At 69.2% G+C, this 17,756-nt stretch carries 20 protein-coding genes; 16 read left to right on the top strand and 4 right to left on the bottom strand.

The annotated features are described in order from the left end of the window. Positions 1–4 precede the first annotated feature (4 nt). The 8 genes from IF11_RS0120010 (at position 5) to IF11_RS0119975 (ending at position 6,939) form a co-directional block, all read left to right on the top strand. A complete protein-coding gene (locus IF11_RS0120010) occupies positions 5–946 on the top strand; it encodes a type II secretion system F family protein (protein WP_030353022.1) in 942 nt (313 codons plus the stop codon). Positions 947–977: 31 nt separating this feature from the next. Further along, complete coding sequence (locus tag IF11_RS0120005; RefSeq protein WP_030353021.1) at positions 978–1,865, top strand: DUF5936 domain-containing protein; 888 nt, start codon at positions 978–980, stop codon at positions 1,863–1,865. 86 nt (positions 1,866–1,951) lie between these two features. Next, positions 1,952–3,289 carry a sensor histidine kinase gene (locus IF11_RS0120000; protein ID WP_051746068.1) on the top strand — a complete coding sequence of 446 codons (1,338 nt, stop codon included), beginning with the start codon at positions 1,952–1,954 and terminating at the stop codon, positions 3,287–3,289. A gap of 78 nt (positions 3,290–3,367) precedes the next feature. Further along, complete coding sequence (locus tag IF11_RS0119995) at positions 3,368–4,456, top strand: response regulator transcription factor (protein ID WP_030353019.1); 1,089 nt, start codon at positions 3,368–3,370, stop codon at positions 4,454–4,456. 281 nt (positions 4,457–4,737) lie between these two features. Then, on the top strand, positions 4,738–4,974 hold the full coding sequence (locus tag IF11_RS0119990; protein ID WP_030353018.1) for a hypothetical protein: 237 nt from the start codon (positions 4,738–4,740) through the stop codon (positions 4,972–4,974). Positions 4,975–4,976: 2 nt separating this feature from the next. Beyond that, a complete protein-coding gene (locus tag IF11_RS0119985; RefSeq protein WP_240627605.1) occupies positions 4,977–5,651 on the top strand; it encodes a pilus assembly protein TadG-related protein in 675 nt (224 codons plus the stop codon). Positions 5,652–5,683: 32 nt separating this feature from the next. Beyond that, a complete protein-coding gene (locus tag IF11_RS0119980; protein WP_030353017.1) occupies positions 5,684–6,283 on the top strand; it encodes a hypothetical protein in 600 nt (199 codons plus the stop codon). Beyond that, the gene (locus tag IF11_RS0119975) at positions 6,283–6,939 is read left to right on the top strand and encodes an OmpA family protein (RefSeq protein WP_030353016.1); all 657 of its coding nucleotides are present in this window, start codon (positions 6,283–6,285) and stop codon (positions 6,937–6,939) included. The genes IF11_RS0119980 and IF11_RS0119975 overlap by 1 nt, the downstream gene beginning before the upstream one ends. A gap of 72 nt (positions 6,940–7,011) precedes the next feature. On the opposite strand, the gene IF11_RS0119970 is transcribed toward IF11_RS0119975, so the two are convergent. Together IF11_RS0119970 and IF11_RS0119965 are read right to left on the bottom strand one after the other, a co-directional pair. Beyond that, a complete protein-coding gene (locus IF11_RS0119970) occupies positions 7,012–7,203 on the bottom strand; it encodes a hypothetical protein (protein WP_030353015.1) in 192 nt (63 codons plus the stop codon). An 11-nt stretch (positions 7,204–7,214) separates the two neighbouring features. Next, the gene (locus tag IF11_RS0119965; RefSeq protein ID WP_030353014.1) at positions 7,215–8,066 is read right to left on the bottom strand and encodes a helix-turn-helix domain-containing protein; all 852 of its coding nucleotides are present in this window, start codon (positions 8,064–8,066) and stop codon (positions 7,215–7,217) included. Positions 8,067–8,341: 275 nt separating this feature from the next. Here IF11_RS0119965 and IF11_RS0119960 point away from each other — a divergent pair, with 275 nt between their 5' ends. The 5 genes from IF11_RS0119960 (at position 8,342) to IF11_RS37850 (ending at position 12,821) form a co-directional block, all read left to right on the top strand. Further along, positions 8,342–8,887, top strand: coding sequence for a hypothetical protein (locus IF11_RS0119960; RefSeq protein ID WP_051746067.1), 546 nt, complete (start codon positions 8,342–8,344; stop codon positions 8,885–8,887). Positions 8,888–8,968: 81 nt separating this feature from the next. After that, positions 8,969–10,555 carry a polymorphic toxin-type HINT domain-containing protein gene (locus IF11_RS0119955; protein WP_030353012.1) on the top strand — a complete coding sequence of 529 codons (1,587 nt, stop codon included), beginning with the start codon at positions 8,969–8,971 and terminating at the stop codon, positions 10,553–10,555. Between the two features lie 35 nt (positions 10,556–10,590). Continuing rightward, the gene (locus IF11_RS0119950) at positions 10,591–11,103 is read left to right on the top strand and encodes a hypothetical protein (RefSeq protein ID WP_030353011.1); all 513 of its coding nucleotides are present in this window, start codon (positions 10,591–10,593) and stop codon (positions 11,101–11,103) included. A gap of 219 nt (positions 11,104–11,322) precedes the next feature. Then, on the top strand, positions 11,323–11,865 hold the full coding sequence (locus IF11_RS0119945; protein ID WP_051746066.1) for a hypothetical protein: 543 nt from the start codon (positions 11,323–11,325) through the stop codon (positions 11,863–11,865). A gap of 173 nt (positions 11,866–12,038) precedes the next feature. Beyond that, positions 12,039–12,821 (top strand): hypothetical protein, encoded by a 783-nt coding sequence (locus IF11_RS37850; RefSeq protein WP_157848442.1) that lies wholly within the window; start codon positions 12,039–12,041, stop codon positions 12,819–12,821. Here IF11_RS37850 and IF11_RS0119930 read toward each other — a convergent pair. Beyond that, positions 12,814–13,185 (bottom strand): DUF192 domain-containing protein, encoded by a 372-nt coding sequence (locus IF11_RS0119930; protein WP_030353008.1) that lies wholly within the window; start codon positions 13,183–13,185, stop codon positions 12,814–12,816. The genes IF11_RS37850 and IF11_RS0119930 overlap by 8 nt on opposite strands. Positions 13,186–13,311: 126 nt before the next feature. Here IF11_RS0119930 and IF11_RS0119925 point away from each other — a divergent pair, with 126 nt between their 5' ends. Together IF11_RS0119925 and IF11_RS0119920 are read left to right on the top strand one after the other, a co-directional pair. Beyond that, positions 13,312–14,310, top strand: a complete 999-nt coding sequence (locus IF11_RS0119925) for a prepilin peptidase (protein WP_030353007.1) — start codon at positions 13,312–13,314, stop codon at positions 14,308–14,310. Between the two features lie 108 nt (positions 14,311–14,418). Then, on the top strand, positions 14,419–15,201 hold the full coding sequence (locus IF11_RS0119920) for a class I SAM-dependent methyltransferase (RefSeq protein WP_030353006.1): 783 nt from the start codon (positions 14,419–14,421) through the stop codon (positions 15,199–15,201). A gap of 320 nt (positions 15,202–15,521) precedes the next feature. On the opposite strand, the gene mgrA is transcribed toward IF11_RS0119920, so the two are convergent. Beyond that, complete coding sequence (mgrA, locus tag IF11_RS0119915; RefSeq protein ID WP_030353005.1) at positions 15,522–16,559, bottom strand: L-glyceraldehyde 3-phosphate reductase; 1,038 nt, start codon at positions 16,557–16,559, stop codon at positions 15,522–15,524. Positions 16,560–16,708: 149 nt separating this feature from the next. Here mgrA and IF11_RS0119910 point away from each other — a divergent pair, with 149 nt between their 5' ends. Then, positions 16,709–17,470 (top strand): isoprenyl transferase, encoded by a 762-nt coding sequence (locus IF11_RS0119910; protein WP_030353004.1) that lies wholly within the window; start codon positions 16,709–16,711, stop codon positions 17,468–17,470. Positions 17,471–17,756: the final 286 nt, after the last annotated feature.

Here is a 17,756-nt window from a genome sequence, read left to right as displayed (position 1 = left end):
CGACATGGATAATCTCCCGCTCCTGACGATCGGCGTCACGCTGCTCACCTGTGTGCTCGCCGTCATCGGCGTGCACGTCTACTCGTCGGGCAAGGCCCAGCGGCAGGTACTCGTCGCGCGCATGTCCCAGACAGGACAGATCACCACGGCGTCCGGCCGCCGCCGGCGCTTCGTCGGTATCGACCAGTGGCTGCGTACGACGAAGCTCGGCAAGCGCATCGAGCGCAAGATCGCGGTGACGGGCCTCGATCTGACCCCCGGCGAGTACTTCGTGTACGTCGTGGCCGGGCTGCTGGCGCTGTACTTCACCATCGGGGCGATCTTCGCCCAGTTCTTCGGCCTGCTGGCGGCGCTGATCGGCGTCTGGGGCGGTAACGCCTTCCTCAACTGGCAGCGCGCCAAGCGCACGGAAGCCTTCATCAACCAGCTGCCCGAGCTGACCCGCGTACTCGCCAACGCCACCCAGGCCGGACTGGCGATGCGTACCGCCCTGGCGATGGCGGCCGAGGAACTCGACGACCCCGCGGGCGAGGAGCTGCGCAGGGTCGCCGACCAGCTCGCCGTCGGCCACTCCATGGACGACGCGCTCGGCGAGCTGGCCGACCGGCTGCCCTCGCGCGAGCTGGTCGTCCTCGTCACCACGCTGGTGCTCTCCAGCCGGGCCGGTGGCCAGGTCGTGAGCTCGCTGCGCAACCTCACGGAGACGCTGGACGAGCGCAAGGAAACCCGCCGAGAGGTCAAGACCATGCTCTCCCAGATCAGGGTCACCGCCGTGGCGGTGCCGATGCTCGGACTCGGCTTTCTGCTGGTGATCAACGCCATGTCGGCCGGAGCGCTGGACAAGATGACGGGATCGGTGCTCGGCCAGGCCGCGGTCGTCGTGGCCTTCGCGATGTACGGCGCGGGCTTCTTCCTGATCCAGCGCATGTCCCGGGTCCAGGTCTGAGTCCGGGTCCGAGGAAGGAGGAGAGAACATGATGGGTCTGCTGCTCGCGGTCGTTGTCGGACTGTCCGTCTACGGAGCCTTCCAGGGCGTCCGTCTCTATCGCGCCGACGCCAAACTGCCCGGCGACCTCGCCATCGCGCTGGAGGTCGGCGCCACCCGTACCACTGCCGTCGGTTCCGGTATAGACCGGCTCGGCATGCGTTACGCCCCGTCCGTGCTCCGGATGATGGGGCCCAAGCGCGTCGACGCGCTGCGCCGCCGGCTCGACATGGCGGGCAACCCCGGCGGTATGACGGTGGACCGCTACGCCGCCCGGCGCGCGGTCTACGGATTCCTCGGCGCGTTCGCCGCGCTGGCGCTCCTCCTGCGGGGCCAGCCGATCATCGCGATACTGGCCCTGGCGTACGGCCTGGTGTGGACGGACGTCATCATCCGCTCGCACATCGCCCGCCGGAAAGAGGACATCGAGCGCACCCTGCCCGACTTCCTCGACGTCCTCGCCGTCGTCGTCTCCGCCGGTCTGGGCTTCCGGCAGGCGCTGGAGCGCGTCGCGGAGAAGTACAAGGGGCCCTGGTCCGACGAACTCCGCATCACGCTGCGGCAGATGGACATGGGTGTCAGCCGGCGCGAGGCATTCGACCAGCTGCGCAGGCGCAACGCCTCCGAGCAGGTGTCGATGTTCGTCACCGCGCTCCAGCAGGGCGAGGAGCTGGGTGCCCCGATCGTGGACACGCTGATACAGATCGCCAATGACATGCGCCGGACCGACGCGCAGAACGCGCGGCGCCGGGCCGCCCAGGCCGTACCGAAGACCACACTCGTCGTCACGATGGTCATGCTCCCGGCCACCATGCTGCTGATCGTCCTGAGCTTCTACTACGGCTCCGGTGTCGACTTCGGGGACATCCTCGGACAGTGACCCCACCACGGCGGCCCAGCACGGCGGCCCCGCACCGGCGACCACATGACGCGTGAGCCCGATCCCCAGTACGGGAGGTGACCCCCATGGCCCAGAAGACCCTCATTCTCACGGGCGGCAACAACAGTGAGGTGCCGCGTTCTGCCACCGCCGACCCGAAGCACGTGCCGGCGCTGCCGATCCAGGTGAACGCCCTTCAGGCGCTGTGCCGGCAGGTCTTCGGTTTCCGGCTCGCGATGATCGCCCTCGCCGCGCCCTTCGCCCTCAGGAGTACGGCGTCGGGGTTGGCGATCTGGCTCGTCGGCTCGGCCGTGCTCGTCACCTTCATGGTCTCCTACGTCCTGCTGCGGGACTGGGAACGCTTCGGACCGATTCTGCTGCGCCATCCGCTGCTGCTCGCCGCCGACATGTTCTTCGGCGCTCTGCTGCTGGCCACGGCCTCCCCGGACTCGACGCTGGCGTATGTCACCATCTGCACCCCGCTGCTCGCCGGGCTGGTCTACGGCTGGCGCGGCGCCGCGCTCTTCGCCGTACTCCAGTCGCTGATCGTCGCCGGGGCCTACGCCGTCAACAGCGAGGCGGAGGCGGGCTTCAACGCGCTGCTGCTGCCGGGGCTGTGCGTCATGGCGGGCGCGATCGGCAGCACGCTGCGCAACCTCATGCTCGGCTTCGGCACCGCGAGCCAGGCGCTGACCGAGGCCCGCGCCCGGCTCGCGGTCAGCGGCGCGGTCGAGGAGGAACGCGCCAGGCTCGCCCGTGAGATGCACGACTCGGTGGCCAAGACGCTGCACGGCCTGGCCATGGCGGCGGACGGCCTGGCGAACTCGGCTGACCGCATGGAACCGCGCACCGTCAAGCACCAGGCCGAACTGGTGGCCCGCTCGGCGCGCCGGGCCGCCGCCGAATCGCGGGAGCTGCTCTCGGACCTGCGGCGGGAGTCCGGGCTGGACGGCGGGATCGACGTCCTGGGCGAACTCCACTCCCGTACCGACGACTTCGGTCGCCGCCATGGCATGTCCGCCACCTTCAGGCGGCTCGGTGAGCTCCCCGTACCACCGATCCCGCACGCCGTGGCCCGGCACGCGCTGACCATCGCCACCGAGGCGATGGAGAACGCGCAGCGGCACGCGAAGGCCGAATTCGTCCATGTCTCGGCCGGTGTGGCCGGGGACGTGCTGCGTATCAGCGTGTACGACGACGGACAGGGCCTGCCGCCCGGCACCACCCTCAACGACCTGCGCCGGGCCGGGCACTTCGGGCTGGTCGGCATGGTCGAGCGGGCTGCCTCCATCGGGGCCCGTATCCGCATCGGCAGGGGCCGGGCGGCGAAGGGTACGGAGGTACGGCTGGAACTGCCGCTGAACGCACTGCGACCTACAGAGGGGGGACAGTGGCCGCCGAGCCCCGTCCCACAGCTCAACTGAACATGACCTGACCGAACCGACCTGACGTGACCAGACCCGACACCCATTCGTCCCCACATTTGAGAGGAGGCCGCAGCCATGCCGGACGACATCTCCAGCACTTCCGGGCAGCACTGGACGCAACAGGCCCATGCCTCGCAGCACACGTCCTCGCACACCACACCGCTCAGCTCGGAACAGACCGCCGGAGTCCCCACATCCGCACCGCCGGCGGCATCCGGAGAACTCCCCGACTTCCCCCATACGATGCCGGCCGCGCCGCCCCTGCGCGTCGTGGTCGCCGACGACAACCCGGTGGTACGGGCGGGCCTCACCGTCCTGCTGTCCGGACGTGACGACATCGAGGTCGCCGCGGAGGCCCAGGACGGCCGCCAGGCGTACGAACAGGCCGTACAGCACCGGCCGGACGTGATCCTGCTGGATGTGCGTATGCCGGGGGTGGACGGGATCTCCGCCCTGCCTCATCTGGTGCGGCTGGCCCCGGTCCTGATGATGACGTACAGCCGGGAGAGCGAGATCGTCCACGAGGCGCTGCGACTGGGCGCGGGCGGCTATCTCGTCCACGGCGAGTTCACGGCGGACCAACTGGTCGAAGCGGTACGGGACATCAAACAGGGCAGGGCCCACTTCACCTACTCCGCGTCCAGCGCGCTGCTGGCGACGGTACGGGGCGGCGCCGGCGGGCGACCGGAGGGCGGGCAGCTCCCGGAGGGTCTGGGGACGGCGTTCACCGGGCCCGGATATTTGCCGAGTGTTCCCGAGCAAACGTCTGCGTCTGCATATGCGACCGCCGCCGGGCATCCGTCGCACTTTCCGCCAACCAACGCCCAGGTGGCTGCGGTTGACCCGGAGTTGAACGCGCAACAATTTGCTCAAGACCCTTCGCTTTCGCAAGCGAATGTGGGACATTCTCTTCAGGGGCGGCAATCGTCCGGGGCGGCCTCGGCGGCCCTGTACTCCGAACTGAGCCAGCGGGAGGTGGAGATCATGGACCTGATCGGGTCGGGAATGACCAATCAGCAGATCGCCGCGGCCTGCTTCATCAGTCAGAAGACCGTCAAGAACCACATCAACCGCATCTTCGCCAAGCTCAACGCGGGCAGCCGCGGGGAGGCCATCGCCCTGTGGCACGGGATCGCGCGCGGGGGGTCGGCGAGCCATGGCTGAACGCGCGCGAGACGACCGGGCATCCGGGACGGCGGGCTCCGGGATACCGGATTCCGTGCGGCCGGGCTCCGGGATACCGGGCTCCGCGATACCCGGCGGGGCCCAATCCCCGCGTTGGGCCCCGGGTTGGGCCCTCAGGCCCATGCTGAGGGGGTCGTCCCCGGCGTACGTTTCTCATGTCGCCAGCGAGACCGGCCGGGAGGAAGCCGGAAACGCGAACGACACCAAAGACTCGTACGAGTCGGCCGGTACACGGCCGGCCGACACCGGAGGAGAACACCATGTCGAACATCACGCTGAAGGCCGCCACCAACGCCAAGCTCTACGTCGGCACCTGGGCGAACACGGCCGTCACGGCGATGAAGCGCCGCAGCGACAAGGGTCAGGGCGCCGTCGAGTACGTGGGCGTGATCGTTCTGGTGGCGCTGATCATCGTGGCGATCGTGGGCACTGGTGTCGCGGACGACATCGCGAACGGCCTGTCGGACAAGGTCAGCGAGATTCTGGACGCCAGCTGACCGTGAAGCGTTCCGGTGAGGCAGGGCAGGCCGCTCCCATCTACATCACGATGGTGGCGGGCCTGCTCTTTCTCGCGCTCGCGCTCTTCACGGTCGGTCAGGCCGGTGCGAAACACAGTGGTGCGCAGTCCGCGGCGGACGCCGCGGCCTTGGCGGCGGCCCAGGAGTCCCGCGACGATTTCGTCAGCGTGAAGGTCCTGGAGAATCTGCTGAACCCCGCATTTTTGGACGACATCTTCAACGGCGACCCCATGGGCACCGCGGTCGGATGCGAGGCCGCGGAACGTTTCGCCGACCGGAACGAGGCCGTTCTGGTGACGGACGAACGCGGCGAAGGCTGCCGTGCCATGGAGGACAGGTGGGGCTTCAAGGTCCATGTCGAGACCAAGAAGCCGATGGGTGCCACCATCCTGCCGGGAACCGCGGACAAGAAGGCCGAGGCGTTCGCCACGGCGATCGTGGAACCCCGGTGCACCTTCAAGCCCGCTGAGGATGAGGAGAATCCGCCCACAGACGGCGAGGAACCGCCGCCGGACGGGGACAACCCGGGCGACACCGAGCAGGTGTCACCGGGCTCGCTCGAATGTGGCGGCACTATGTGGGACATCGATCCGGAGCATCTCGACCTGCTCCCGGACTCGGCCGATCTATTCTCCGTCCGACTGGCCCAGGACTGACCACCGCGAGCGAACGCAAAGGAACAGGATTAATGAGTCTGTGGCATGGGGCGAAGGCCCGGAGGGCGGCCGGGGCCGCTCTCGCTGTCGTGGCGTTGAGCGTCTCCCTGACAGCCTGTGGGGGCGGCGACGCGGACGGCAAGGAGCAGAACACCGGCGCGTCGTCCTCCGCTCCTGGCGACGAGAAGCCCAAGGAGAGTGAGGGGAGCGGCGGCACCACCGTCCCCGACACCAGCAAGACCTTGGCAACGATCAACGGCAGCAACGGGTTCCAGTTCGTCATCCACACCGCGACCCGCGACGATGGTGGCTTCCTCACGGTGACGGGGACGATCAAGAACACCAGCGGCAGCGACCAGTCGGCTCCGGTCCAGTGGAACGGCTCGGAGTCGCAGGTGAAGCGGACGGGCCGTTCCCTGGCGGGTATGACGCTGGTGGACAAAGCGGAGAAGAAGCGTTACTACGTCCTGCGCGACACGGACGGCTACCCGCTGACCACGACCGGCATCAGTCGTATCGACGGTGGTGGGAGCGAGGGCTTCTTCGCCCAGTTCCCGGCCCCGCCGTCGTCCACGACCCAGGTCGACCTCCAACTGCCGCTGATGCCCTCCGCGACGATTGAGATCTCCTGATGCGTGCCGCGACGCCCCGCGCGCGCAGGGCATCCAGGCGCCCGGCGGCGACGGCGCTCGCCGCCGTCGTGCTCTTCGCCGGTGTGCAGTTCAGCATGGCACCCGGTGCGCACGCTGACGAGACCCCCAGTACGCCGCCCGGCACCGAGTCGACCTCGCCACCACCCCAGGTGGACGGCAACGCCCCCGGCCTCAAGCTCCGCGCGGGCGCCACACTCGCGCCGGCCAAGGTGCTCGACATCATCTCCGTCGTCGAGTCCGAGGGCGGTGAAGAGCGCCGCGAGGACACGAACGAGAACGTGAAGTTCGCGCTCCAGGCCGAGGTCCTCTTCGGCAAGGACAGCGCCAGGCTGTCGTCGGCCGCGAACTCCCGTATCGCCGCCATCGCCGATGAGATCAAGAAGCAGGGCGCGACGAAGGTCCGGGTCTTCGGCTTCACGGACGACCTCGGCTCCGCCGCGCACGGCGACGTGCTCTCCAAGCAGCGCGCCGAAGCCGTGCACGGTGTCCTGCAAGGGCAACTGACGTCCGCCGGGATCACCTTCGAGATCCGCGGTTACGGCGAGCAGTACCCGATCGCGGACAACAGCACCGAAGAAGGCCGCAAGAAGAACCGTCGCGTGGAGGTCTCCTTCCCGCGCGGGGAGAGCTCGTAGGCTTCCGAGTCACCTGCCGAGGGGGCGGGCCCACAACCGGTTTGTGGACCCGCCCCCTCGGCGCGTGTGCGTTCAGAGCAGGTGGTCGGCCTTACCGGCCTTGATCTCGCGGATCAGATTGCGCAGGGCGTCGCGGCTGTCGGTGAGGTACTGGTCCTCTTGGCCGCGTACGGAGATATAGCCGTTGCCCTTGTCGTCCGTGCCTATGCGGAAGCAGTTGTTGCCTTCGGCGCAGAAGGCGTCTTCCCAGTAGATCTCTGGCATGTTGACCTCTCTCAGAGTTCGTGTGCGATCCCGTGGATGAAGTCACGCGACTGTTCGGAGTTAAGTGTGTGGTTCTCCATCCAGTCCAAGTGGCCACGGTATTTGGCGAGTTGAGCCTCGGCGTGACTGAACTCGGGACCGTGGGCCGAGTCGAGCTGAACGGTGTCCAACTGCGGGACCGGACCCTCGGCGTACAGGACGGCGTGCCCGGCACCTGGGAACTCCCCAACGGCAACCGGCAGTACGCGCACCTCGATGTTCTCGCGTTCGGACATGGCGCACAGATGGTCAAGCTGCTCACGCGTGGCCCGACGGCCCCCGAACTGCATGCGGAGGGCGGCTTCGTGTACGTATCCGACGTACTGAACGGGGTTGTCGCGCTCCAGCACCTGCTGACGCTGGAGGCGGTGGGAGACGCGTAGCTCGATCTCGGAAGTGGGCAGCGAAGGGATGGCCGAAGCGAACACGGCGCGCGCATAGCCGCTCAAGTGCAGCAGCCCCGGAAGGTGGACGGTCTGGAGCGTGCGCAGGCGTGTGGCACGCCACTCCAACTCGGCGACGTCGAGCAGTCCTTGAGGCAATTTGCCCCGGTACTGCTCCCACCAGCCCGGCTGCAGATTCGCGGCCATGTTGGCGAGGGCGGCGATGTACTTCTCGTCCGGGCAGTCGTAGTTGCTGCACAGTATGCGCACGCGCTCAGGCGAAGTCGCCCGGATTCCGGACTCCATATTCGAGACCTTTGTACGGTCGAGGCCGAGTAGACCGGCGGCGTATTCCGTCGTCAGTCCCGCCGCTGTACGCAACCTGCGCAGTTCGGCACCCAGCCGCCTCTGACGCTCGGTCGGTGTTGTTCTCGTAGGCATACGTCTCTTCCTCCGGCCTGGTGTGGCCAGTCTGCCCCGGGACGGCCAGCAAGGTCCATCCATCAGGGGGCAATGTTCGGCAGTAAGTGGCACACGTTCCACTCTTGAGTCTACAGTGGGTAACGCATCGCTCACGCAGCTGAGTTGGAAGTGCATCACGCGGTCCTGCCCGCAGCTCCTTCCCTGGGAGGGGCGGTCCCGCGTCAGGGAGACAAGCCACTGCTCAGCCGCGTCGCGGAAGACGACCCAACTCGCCCCGTCCGAGGGAGACATCCATGCCGCTCATGCGCGCCACGCACTGCCCGGTGGCCCAACCCGTCCTCGCCAACGCGGGCCTCGCCGGCCGCCGCCGAAACCGGCAGCCCCGCATTGAGAGCCTGGCCTACAGCTTCACCCTTCCCGGTGAACCCCATTGCGCGGCCACCGCGCGTACCGCGATCCGGTCCGCGCTGGACGTGCACGGGCTCGCCCCGTACGCGGACCTGGCCGTACTCGCCGCCACAGAACTGATCGGCACAGCGGTCAAACTGACGCCGGACCGGGAGCTCTACCTCTCCCTGCGCTACCGCATGGGCGCCCTCCGCCTCGTCCTCTGGGACCAGCACCCGCGCCACACCGACCCCGACGACGTGAGCCTTTGCACGGAACGCCGCCGGAGCGCGCTCTGGCTGCTCGCCGCATGCGTCAGCGACTGCGGGGGCGAGTGGGGCACCTCCGAGGCGGAGCCACCGCAGCGAGGGGTCAAGTCGTGGGCGGTACTGCCGTGCAGGAGCCCGGAGTTGGGTCCTGGGGCCCAAGACCGGGGACGTATGCGCGCATAACCTGGGTGTATGTCGCCATCGGGGGTTGTGCGTCAATTTCGTTGTGTGCGTCGTCGCGCGCGGAGGGCCTCACGGAGGTCCATGCCGCGTACCGGCACCAGGTTGCTCGGGCTGCGTCGGGCGCAGCGGGGGCAGGGGGCCATTGAGTATGTCGGTCTCGTGGCGGTCGTCGCCGCGATCGTCGGCACGCTGGTGGTGACCGGTGTGGGGCCGACGATCGCCGAGGGGCTCAGCACGCAGGTGTGCCGGATCACCGGCGGCGACAACTGTGGTGGCGGCGGTGGAGGTGAGAACGACCAGGGAGGCCAGGACGATTCCGCCTCCGACGCCTCCGACGCCTCCGACGCCTCCGACACCGGCGATACCGGTGGCGGCGAGAAGCCGCAGACCCAGATCGACTACGAGGCCGCCCTCAAGGAACTCCAGGACGCCCAGGCCGCCGAGAAGTCCGACTCCGACAAGGCCAAGGAGGCCGCGAAGGAGCTGGCGAAGATCCTGGCCGACGAGCTGGGGATCACCGACGCCCTGGACTGCGTCACCAAGGGCGACATGGGCGCCTGTACGGAGACGCTCGTCAACGTACTGCTCAGCCTCATCGGCGGGGCCGTGGGCAAGCTCGCGGCGAAGTACGGGGCGCCGTGGAAGTGGAAGAAGGCCGTCGAGCTGGTCAGAAAGCTGAAGAAGCACGGCGGCGATCTGTACGACGGCATCAAGGGCCTGATCAAGAACCGCAAACGCGTCAGCGAGGCCGAGGACAAACTCGCCGACGCGAAGCGGAAACTCGACGCCGAGAACAAGGGCAAACCCAAAGACGGCGACAAAGAGACACCGGACAAGAAACCCACCACATGCCCCGTCCGGCACAGCTTCCTGCCCGGTACGCCTGTGCTGCTCGCCGACGGCACGCGACGGGACATCGACCGTATCTCGGTGGGTACGCGCGTCCTCGCCACCGACCCGGTGACGGGCGTGACGGAGTCCCGCGCCGTGCGGCGGACCATCGTCACGTACGACGACAAGCACTTCACCCGGCTCACGGTCCTGGACGGCGGCGTACCGGCCCGTCTCACGGCCACGGACGCGCACCCGTTCTGGCTGAGCGACGAGCGCCGCTGGGCCGAGGCCGGCGAGCTCTCCCCGGGAGACGAGCTGCGTACGCCTACGGGCTCGACGCGTACGGTCACCGCCGTCGCCCGCTACACCCAGCGGCAGACCACGTACGACCTGACCGTCGCGGGCATCCACACCTATTACGTAGGGATCGGCTCCGCCGCCGCACTCGTTCACAACAACGACTGCGACATGTCCCCGGAGGATGTCGAGGCGGCCAGGAAGCCGGACGTCGGCGAGGGCGACGCCAAGAAGTTCAAGGATCACTTCCTGCGGCACAAGAAGCTCATCGAGGACGCCCTCGGTACGAAGTACAAGAAGCTCAAGGAGGACGGTCCCCGGTTCCGTGAGGACATCGGAAAAGCCATCAAGGACGGCACATTCGAGCTGGTCGGGAAGGGTACGTTGAAGAAGGGCGAGCCGGAGGGGCTGATCTATCGTGGCAAGGGCGTGACGGTCGTCCTGCGGGAGAACGGCGACTTCTGGACGGCGCTCAAGAGCGGCGAAGGACTCGACACCTCGATCGAGATCACGCAGAAGGTCCCCAAGAAGAAGTAGCCCGAGCGGAATCATGCGAAGAAGGGGTGGCCGGGATGAGCAGCCAGTGGCGGCCGGTCGAAGAGGCGCTCCGCGCCCACCATGTCCGCGATGTGCTCGTTCCCGGCTGGATCGACCGGGACGGCGACGTACCGGAGTTCCGGCCGCAGCCGATGGTTGTATGGCTGCGGCTGGACGACGGGTTCCTGCGTTTCGAGTCCGCCGGCCAGTACGACCGGCTGGCCTCCGCCCGGGTGCCGGCCGTCAGTTGGGCGGACATCGGGGTACTGGCCGACGCCGAGGACGAGGTGATCGTCGCCTCGTACGGCGAGCAGCTCTTCGGCGACGGCAGGAGCGAGTGGCGCTGTACGCGGATCCGGGTCTATCCGGGCGGCGGGGCCGAATGCAGATGCCTCGCCCTGGACTTCGAGGGCGGGCACACGCTGTTCCTCGACCCCACCTGGACGTTCGGCATCCGGCTCGGCAACGAGGCACAGGAGAAGTGCTGGGTGGAGCTGTACGGGGACGGTGCCTGCGGTGTCGAGACCACGCTCGTGCCGGGCGGATAAGGGCGGACAGGCGCGGATCGCGGACGGACCGGGAACGGACCGGGAACGGACCGGGCCCCCGGTTTGGGCCCGGACCCACGCGTGTACGGGGTCCCAGGGCCCATGACCCCGTGCCCCGGAGCGCATAGCGTCCGCCTCGCTGGAGTCGCGTACGTCCAGGACACAGAACCCGGACGCCCACGCGCGAGCCGCCGGAGTCGTCGACGGGGGAACGTGCACATGCTCTGCAACTTCTTGATCAGCCAACGGCTTGAACCGTCCGAGCTCATCGCCGCACTGGCGTACGCGACGGGGGTCCGGCCCGGCCAGGTGGACGTCTGCGCCGAGGCGGACAGCCAGGACCTGCGCGACTGGGAGGCGTTCGTCCTCTGTACGCACCACCGGGTGCGGGGCGATGTGGCGATGAGCCTGGACGTACAGGTGCAGCCCGCGACCGTCGCGTACGGCGCGCCCGAGACCGAGGCGGAGCTGGCCGAGGCCTTGGCCGCCCGTACGGGGGTCGCGGTGCTCTATCCGGACGACCGCGTCGACCCGGAGACGTACTGGCTGGCGGCCCCGGCCGGCGGATCGTCCGCCACGGTGGTGACCCGGGCGCGGCTGGTGGCCTCGGATGTCGCCTCGGCCGAGGAGCGGCCGGTGTACACCGTGAACGCCGTGGAGACGGCGGTGGCGGCCTTCCCCGGTGCCGAGGTGACACCGCTCGCCGAACCGGCCGGCATGAACGCGCCGATCGACACGAGCCAGTTGGGAGTGACCGGATGAGCACACGCGCCGAAGACAGGCAGGGCCCGGCCACACCCGGGCCTCACACACCCGGGCCTCACACACCCGGGCTTCACACACCCGTGCCTCGCACACAGGGGCTTTACACACGGGGGCCGGACACACGGGGGCCGGACACACCGGGAACGGCACGGCGTGTGGCCCTGTCCGCCGTGACCGCCGCACTCGCGCTCGGCCTCATGGGCGCCTGCGGAGGCGGGGAACACAGCGACGCGAAGGAAGCCGGCAGCGAGGCCCCGGCCACCCCGCCCCCGGCCACCCCGCCCCCGGCCACCTCACCCCCCGCCGCCTCGTCGGCCACCCCCTCGCCCGCCGCACCTTCACTCGCGGCAACTCCCCGCCCGGACCTCACCGGCATCGGGGCGAGCGACGGAAAGGTCCTCACGCAGGGCGAGTTGGACCGGGCGGTCCTCGCCGACGGCGATGTGTCCGGCTTCACGTCCGGTCCGATGGACGCCCCGCCGCCCGGGGGCGAGACCGCCGACAGGAGCGAGTGCCTGCCCCTCACCGCCGTGCTCAACGGCAAACCGGAACCCCTCGGAAAGGCCGTCGCGTACCGCCAGCTCGTCGGCCCCGAGAACGACCGCCCCGCCGTCTCCGAATTCCTCACCACCCACGGCGTGCGGGACGCGAGCACCCTGTTCAACCGGCTGCGGGCCGCCGTCACGGCGTGTGCGGACGGCTTTACGGCCTCCGGTGGTGACGGCCCCTCGAAGTACACGGGCGTGAAGCCGTTGAGCCCGGTCAAGGCGGGGGACGACGCGCTCGCCTATCAGCTGACGGGGGACTTCGAGGGTGATCCGGTCCCGCTCGTCTTCCATCTCGTACGGGTGGGCGGCACGGTAGCCACGTTCTACACCGCGAACTTCGAGAACGGCGCGACCCCGCAGCTGCCGCCCGCCCTGCTCGCCGCCCAGGCCGCCAAACTCACGTAGCGCGCTCCGCGTCCACGCTCACACTCAGCCGCACCCCGGGCCGCAGCCCCCACCGCTCCATCGCCCCGCCCTCCGCCTCCAGCACATGGCGGGCCCGCCAGCGCGGCAGGGGGAGCCGGCCCGGCTTCAGCGTGTGGACGTCGATGACCTTCAACTCCTTGTCCAGATACGCCACATCGATGGTGAAGCGCATCCTGAAGGTGTGCACGCTGTTGCACGGGGTGATCAGCAGCGCGCCCGCTATCCTGTCGCGTCCGAGCAGCCCGCGCCGCCGAGTCCCGTACGACGCGGCGATCTCCAGCGCCACCGGAACGTCCTGCCCCGCGACCGTCAACTGCCCTGTGCCGTTACGCCAAGTGCCCATGGCCGTAGACCGTAGCGCCCGGAGTCCCGCCCTACGCGCCGGAGGGCCGGGGATGGGCCCTGAGGCGCGGAGAGTGGGCCCCTGGACCCATGACCGGGCCCGGCGGCGCGCCCTAGGGTCGGTGGTGTGTACGCCACGCTGATCGTCGTCGCCGCGCTCTGGGGTACGGCCACCGGACTGCTCCTGCCGCGTGCCGCCTACCGGCTCTCCGTCGAGCCGGAGGACCCGTGGCGGGACAGCTGCCCGGCCGGACACCCGATCACGGGGCCCGCCGGCGGGTGGCTCGGCGTCGCGAGGTGTACGGGCTGCGCGGCTGCCGCGCGGTCCGGTACGGCGGAAAGCTCCGGTGCCGACGTCAAAAGCCCTGGCGTCGGCACCGGCCACGCAGCCGCCGGTCCAGCGAGCGCCGCCACCGACCCCGTCGGTACGGCGACCGATACGGCGGCCGGTCCCGAGACCGGTTCCGCGACCGGCACAGCGGCCGGCTCCGAGACCGGCACAGCGGCCGGTTCCGCGAGCGCGGCAGCCGGCGCGTCCAGTGCCCGCGTCCGCTACGCGCCCTCCCCCCTCGTCCCTCTCCTCACCGCCCTCGTCTGCGCGGTCCTCGCCGCCGCCACCGGCCCCCGCCCCGAACTCGCCGTATGGCTGCTGCTCACGCCCTTCGCGGTGCTGCTGGCCCTCGTCGACCGCGCCGTCCACCGGCTGCCGGACCGGCTGACCCTGCCGCTCGCGGCGGCGGCCGTCGTACTGCTCGGGCTGGCCGCACTGCTTCCCGGCGGCGGAGGCGGCGGCAACGACGGCACGGGCCCCGGCGGCTCGTGGCCGACCGCGCTGCTCGGCGGACTCGCCCTCGGTGCCTGCTACTTCGTGCTGTTCCTGATCAACCCGAACGGCCTGGGCTTCGGCGACGTCAAGCTCGCCCTCTCGCTCGGCGTAGTGCTCGGCTGGTACGGCTGGCTCGTCCTGTTCGTCGGGGCCTTCGCCGGGTTCCTGATGGGCTCGCTCTACGGGTTCGGGCTCATTCTGCTGCGCCGGGCCGGGCGCAAGTCCGCGTTCCCCTTCGGTCCCTTCATGATCGTCGGCGCCCTGACCGGCATCGTCCTCGGCGCTCTCGCCGGCGCGTAAGAGAACCCGTACGACAGAGAACCCGTACGACAGAGGACCCGTACGACCTACGACCCTCCGGCCCGAAAAGCGTTCGCGGGCCCAAGGCGCCGCTGCCACGATCACCCCATGCCGCACACCCACTCCCGCACCTTCGAAGAGCTGATCGCCGAGGCCGGGGCCGTCTCCGTCGACGGCTGGGACTTCTCCTGGCTGGACGGCCGGGCCACCGAGGAGCGCCCCTCCTGGGGCTACGCCCGGTCGATGGCGGACAGGATGTCCCGCGCCACCGCCGCCCTGGACATCCAGACCGGTGGCGGTGAGGTCCTCGCGTCCGTACCGAAGCTCCCGCCGCTCACCGTGGCCACCGAGTCCTGGCCGCCGAACGTGGCCCGGGCCACCGCCCTGCTGCACCCGCTCGGCGTCGCGGTCGTCGCCGACCCGGACGAGCCGCCGCTGCCCTTCGCGGACGACGCCTTCGATCTGGTCGTCAGCCGCCACCCCGTACACGCCTGGTGGGAGGAGATCGCGCGGGTGCTGCGCCCCGGCGGCCGTTACTTCTCCCAGGAGGTCGGCCCGGCCAGCGTCTTCGAACTCGTCGAGTACTTCCTGGGGCCGCGGCCGCCGGAGGCACGGGCCGCCCGCGACCCCGAGCGGGCCGGGGAGGCGGCCGGGGCGGCGGGCCTGGAGGTGGTCGATCTGCGCACGGCCTCCCTCCGTACGGAGTTCCGCGACATCGGGGCCGTCGTCTACTTCCTGCGCAAGGTGATCTGGATGGTGCCCGGCTTCACCGTCGAGCGGTACCGCGAGCGGCTCGCGGCGCTGCATCGCCGTATCGAGACCGAGGGGCCCTTCGTGGCGACCACGACGCGCTTTCTCATCGAGGCGGTCAAGCCCGTACGCGGTCACTGAGCCGCCGAGCGCTGTCACTGAGCCGCCGAGCGCGGTCACTGAGGCCCCGTACCCGGCCACTGAGGCACCGGCGTCAAGCCGGCACCCTCACGGAGGTCGCTCCCGCGGGTCACGGCGCGGGGTGGCAACTACTCGCCACCGCGGACGCCGGAAGCCCTGAAATGCCTGGTACTACGGGCCTCACACGGCCGGCCGCCGTTTTCGGAGCGACGGCACGGCCCGTCGCGGCGCCCACCATCAGTTATGAAGGGTTATGGTGGAAACCCCCCCTCGGGCCGGTCCGTATCCCCCCCCCACGGACCGGCCCGTTTTTTTCTGCGTCAGCCCCGCCCGGCCCAGATGTTCGTCCCCGCCGTGTCCACCGCGAAGCCGTCGATCTCCTTCAGCTCCTCGGCGGAGAGCTTCGGCCCGGCCAGCGCCGCGACGTTCTCCTCCAGCTGCTTCGTACTCGACGCCCCGATCAGCGCGGACGTCATCCGCGGGTCGCGCAGCACCCACGTCAGCGCCAGCTGCGCCAGCGACTGACCGCGCCGCCGCGCGATCTCGTTCAGTCCGGTCAGCCGCCGCACGACCTCGTCCGACAGCAGATCCGGGTCCAGGGACTTGCCCTGGGTGGCCCGCGACCCCTCCGGGATGCCCTTCAGATACTTGTTCGTCAGCAGCCCCTGGGCGAGCGGCACGAAGGAGATACAGCCCATCCCGGCCGCCTCCAGGGTGTCCAGCAGTCCGTCGTCCTCGGTCCAGCGGTTGATCATCGAGTACGAGGGCTGGTGGATGAGCGCGGGCACGCCCATCTCCTTCAGCAGCCCGGCCGCCTCGGCGGTCTGCTCCGCGGTGTACGAGGACACACCGACGTACAGCGCCTTGCCCTGCCGCACGGCGGACGCGAGCGCCCCCATCGTCTCTTCCAGCGGGGTGTTCGGGTCGAATCGGTGGGAGTAGAAGATATCGACATGGTCGAGCCCCATCCGCTTCAGGGACGCGTCCAGCGACGACAGCAGATACTTACGGGAACCCCATTCACCGTAAGGGCCGGGATGCATCAAATAACCGGCCTTGGTCGAAATGATGAGTTCATCCCGGTAGGCCGAGAAGTCCTGCGCGAAGATCTTGCCGAAATTCAGCTCGGCGGATCCCGGCGGCGGACCGTAGTTGTTCGCCAGGTCGAAGTGCGTGACGCCGAGATCGAAGGCGCGGCGCAGGATCGCGCGCTGTGAATCGAGGGTGCGGTCGTCGCCGAAGTTGTGCCAGAGGCCGAGCGAGATCGCGGGCAGTTTCAGGCCACTGCGCCCGCTGCGCCGGTACTCCATGGAGTCGTACCGGTCGCCGGCTGCGAGGTATGAGGGAAAATCAGTCACGCTTCTCTCCCTATCACGTACTTGTGACAGACCGGGTTGGGTCACCGTGGGGCCCGCGCAGTAATGTGACGGCTTCGGGGTCCCCGGGCCGGCCCCAGGATCCCGTCAGTGGACGCGCCGGTCCCCATGGAATCGAGAGGGTGGACTCAGTGAACCTGCGCGACCTGGTGTATCGGCTCTACGCACGCCGGGTGGAAGGCCGCCTCGACCACACCCAGGTGCCCAAGCACATCGGAGTCATCCTCGATGGCAACCGTCGCTGGGCGCGGGCGGCCGGCGGCACGGCCGAGCAAGGACACAAGGCCGGCGCCAACAAGATCCAGGAGCTGCTGGGCTGGTGCTCCGAGACCAATGTGGAGGTGGTCACGTTGTGGCTGCTCTCCACGGACAATCTCGACCGTCCCGAGAACGAACTGACCCCGCTCGTCGCCATCGTCGAGAACGCGGTCCGTCATCTGGCGGCCGACGGCCGCTGGCGGGTGCACCACGTCGGCACGCTCGATCTGCTGCCCGCCCATACGCAGACCGTTCTCAAGGAGGCCGAACAGGCCACCATCGGCAATGAGGGAATACTCGTCAATGTCGCCGTGGGTTACGGCGGCCGGCAGGAGATCGCGGACGCGGTCAGCTCTCTTCTGATGGACCACGCGAGCAAGGGAACCTCTTTCGAGGAGCTCGCCGAGATCGTCGACGTCGATCTGATCTCGTCCCATCTCTACACGCGCGGCCAGCCGGACCCGGATCTGGTCATCCGCACCAGCGGCGAGCAGCGTCTCTCCGGCTTCATGCTCTGGCAGAGCGCCCATTCGGAGTACTACTTCTGCGAAGTCTTCTGGCCGGCCTTCCGTAAAGTCGACTTTCTGCGAGCACTGCGCGATTACGCCGCGCGTCACCGGCGCTACGGGACCTGACCTCCCCCTTCTTCCGTAAGGACGCCGCGAGGCGACCACTCGGCGCCGCCCGGTGCCCGGCCGATTCCGCCGGGCCGGCCCGCTCGCTTCACCCACGGTTCATCCACCGTCCGCCCTACGCCCTGGCATGGCGGCGCGTGTTCGAGGGAATACCTCCCCCAGGTCGACGTCCGAAACAAGTCAGTGGGCGTCGCATCTCAGCGGACGGCATGGGGCCGTCCGCCCGGGAGGCCCTTTGCACCAGGACGACCGTGCGCCGAGTCGTACGGGCGACATGGAGGGCCGG

The sequence above is a fragment of the Streptomyces scopuliridis RB72 genome (assembly GCF_000718095.1).
Lineage (GTDB): Bacteria > Actinomycetota > Actinomycetes > Streptomycetales > Streptomycetaceae > Streptomyces > Streptomyces scopuliridis.
The sequence above is the reverse complement of the archived record's forward strand: the minus strand, read 5'-3'. Positions and strand labels throughout refer to the sequence as shown.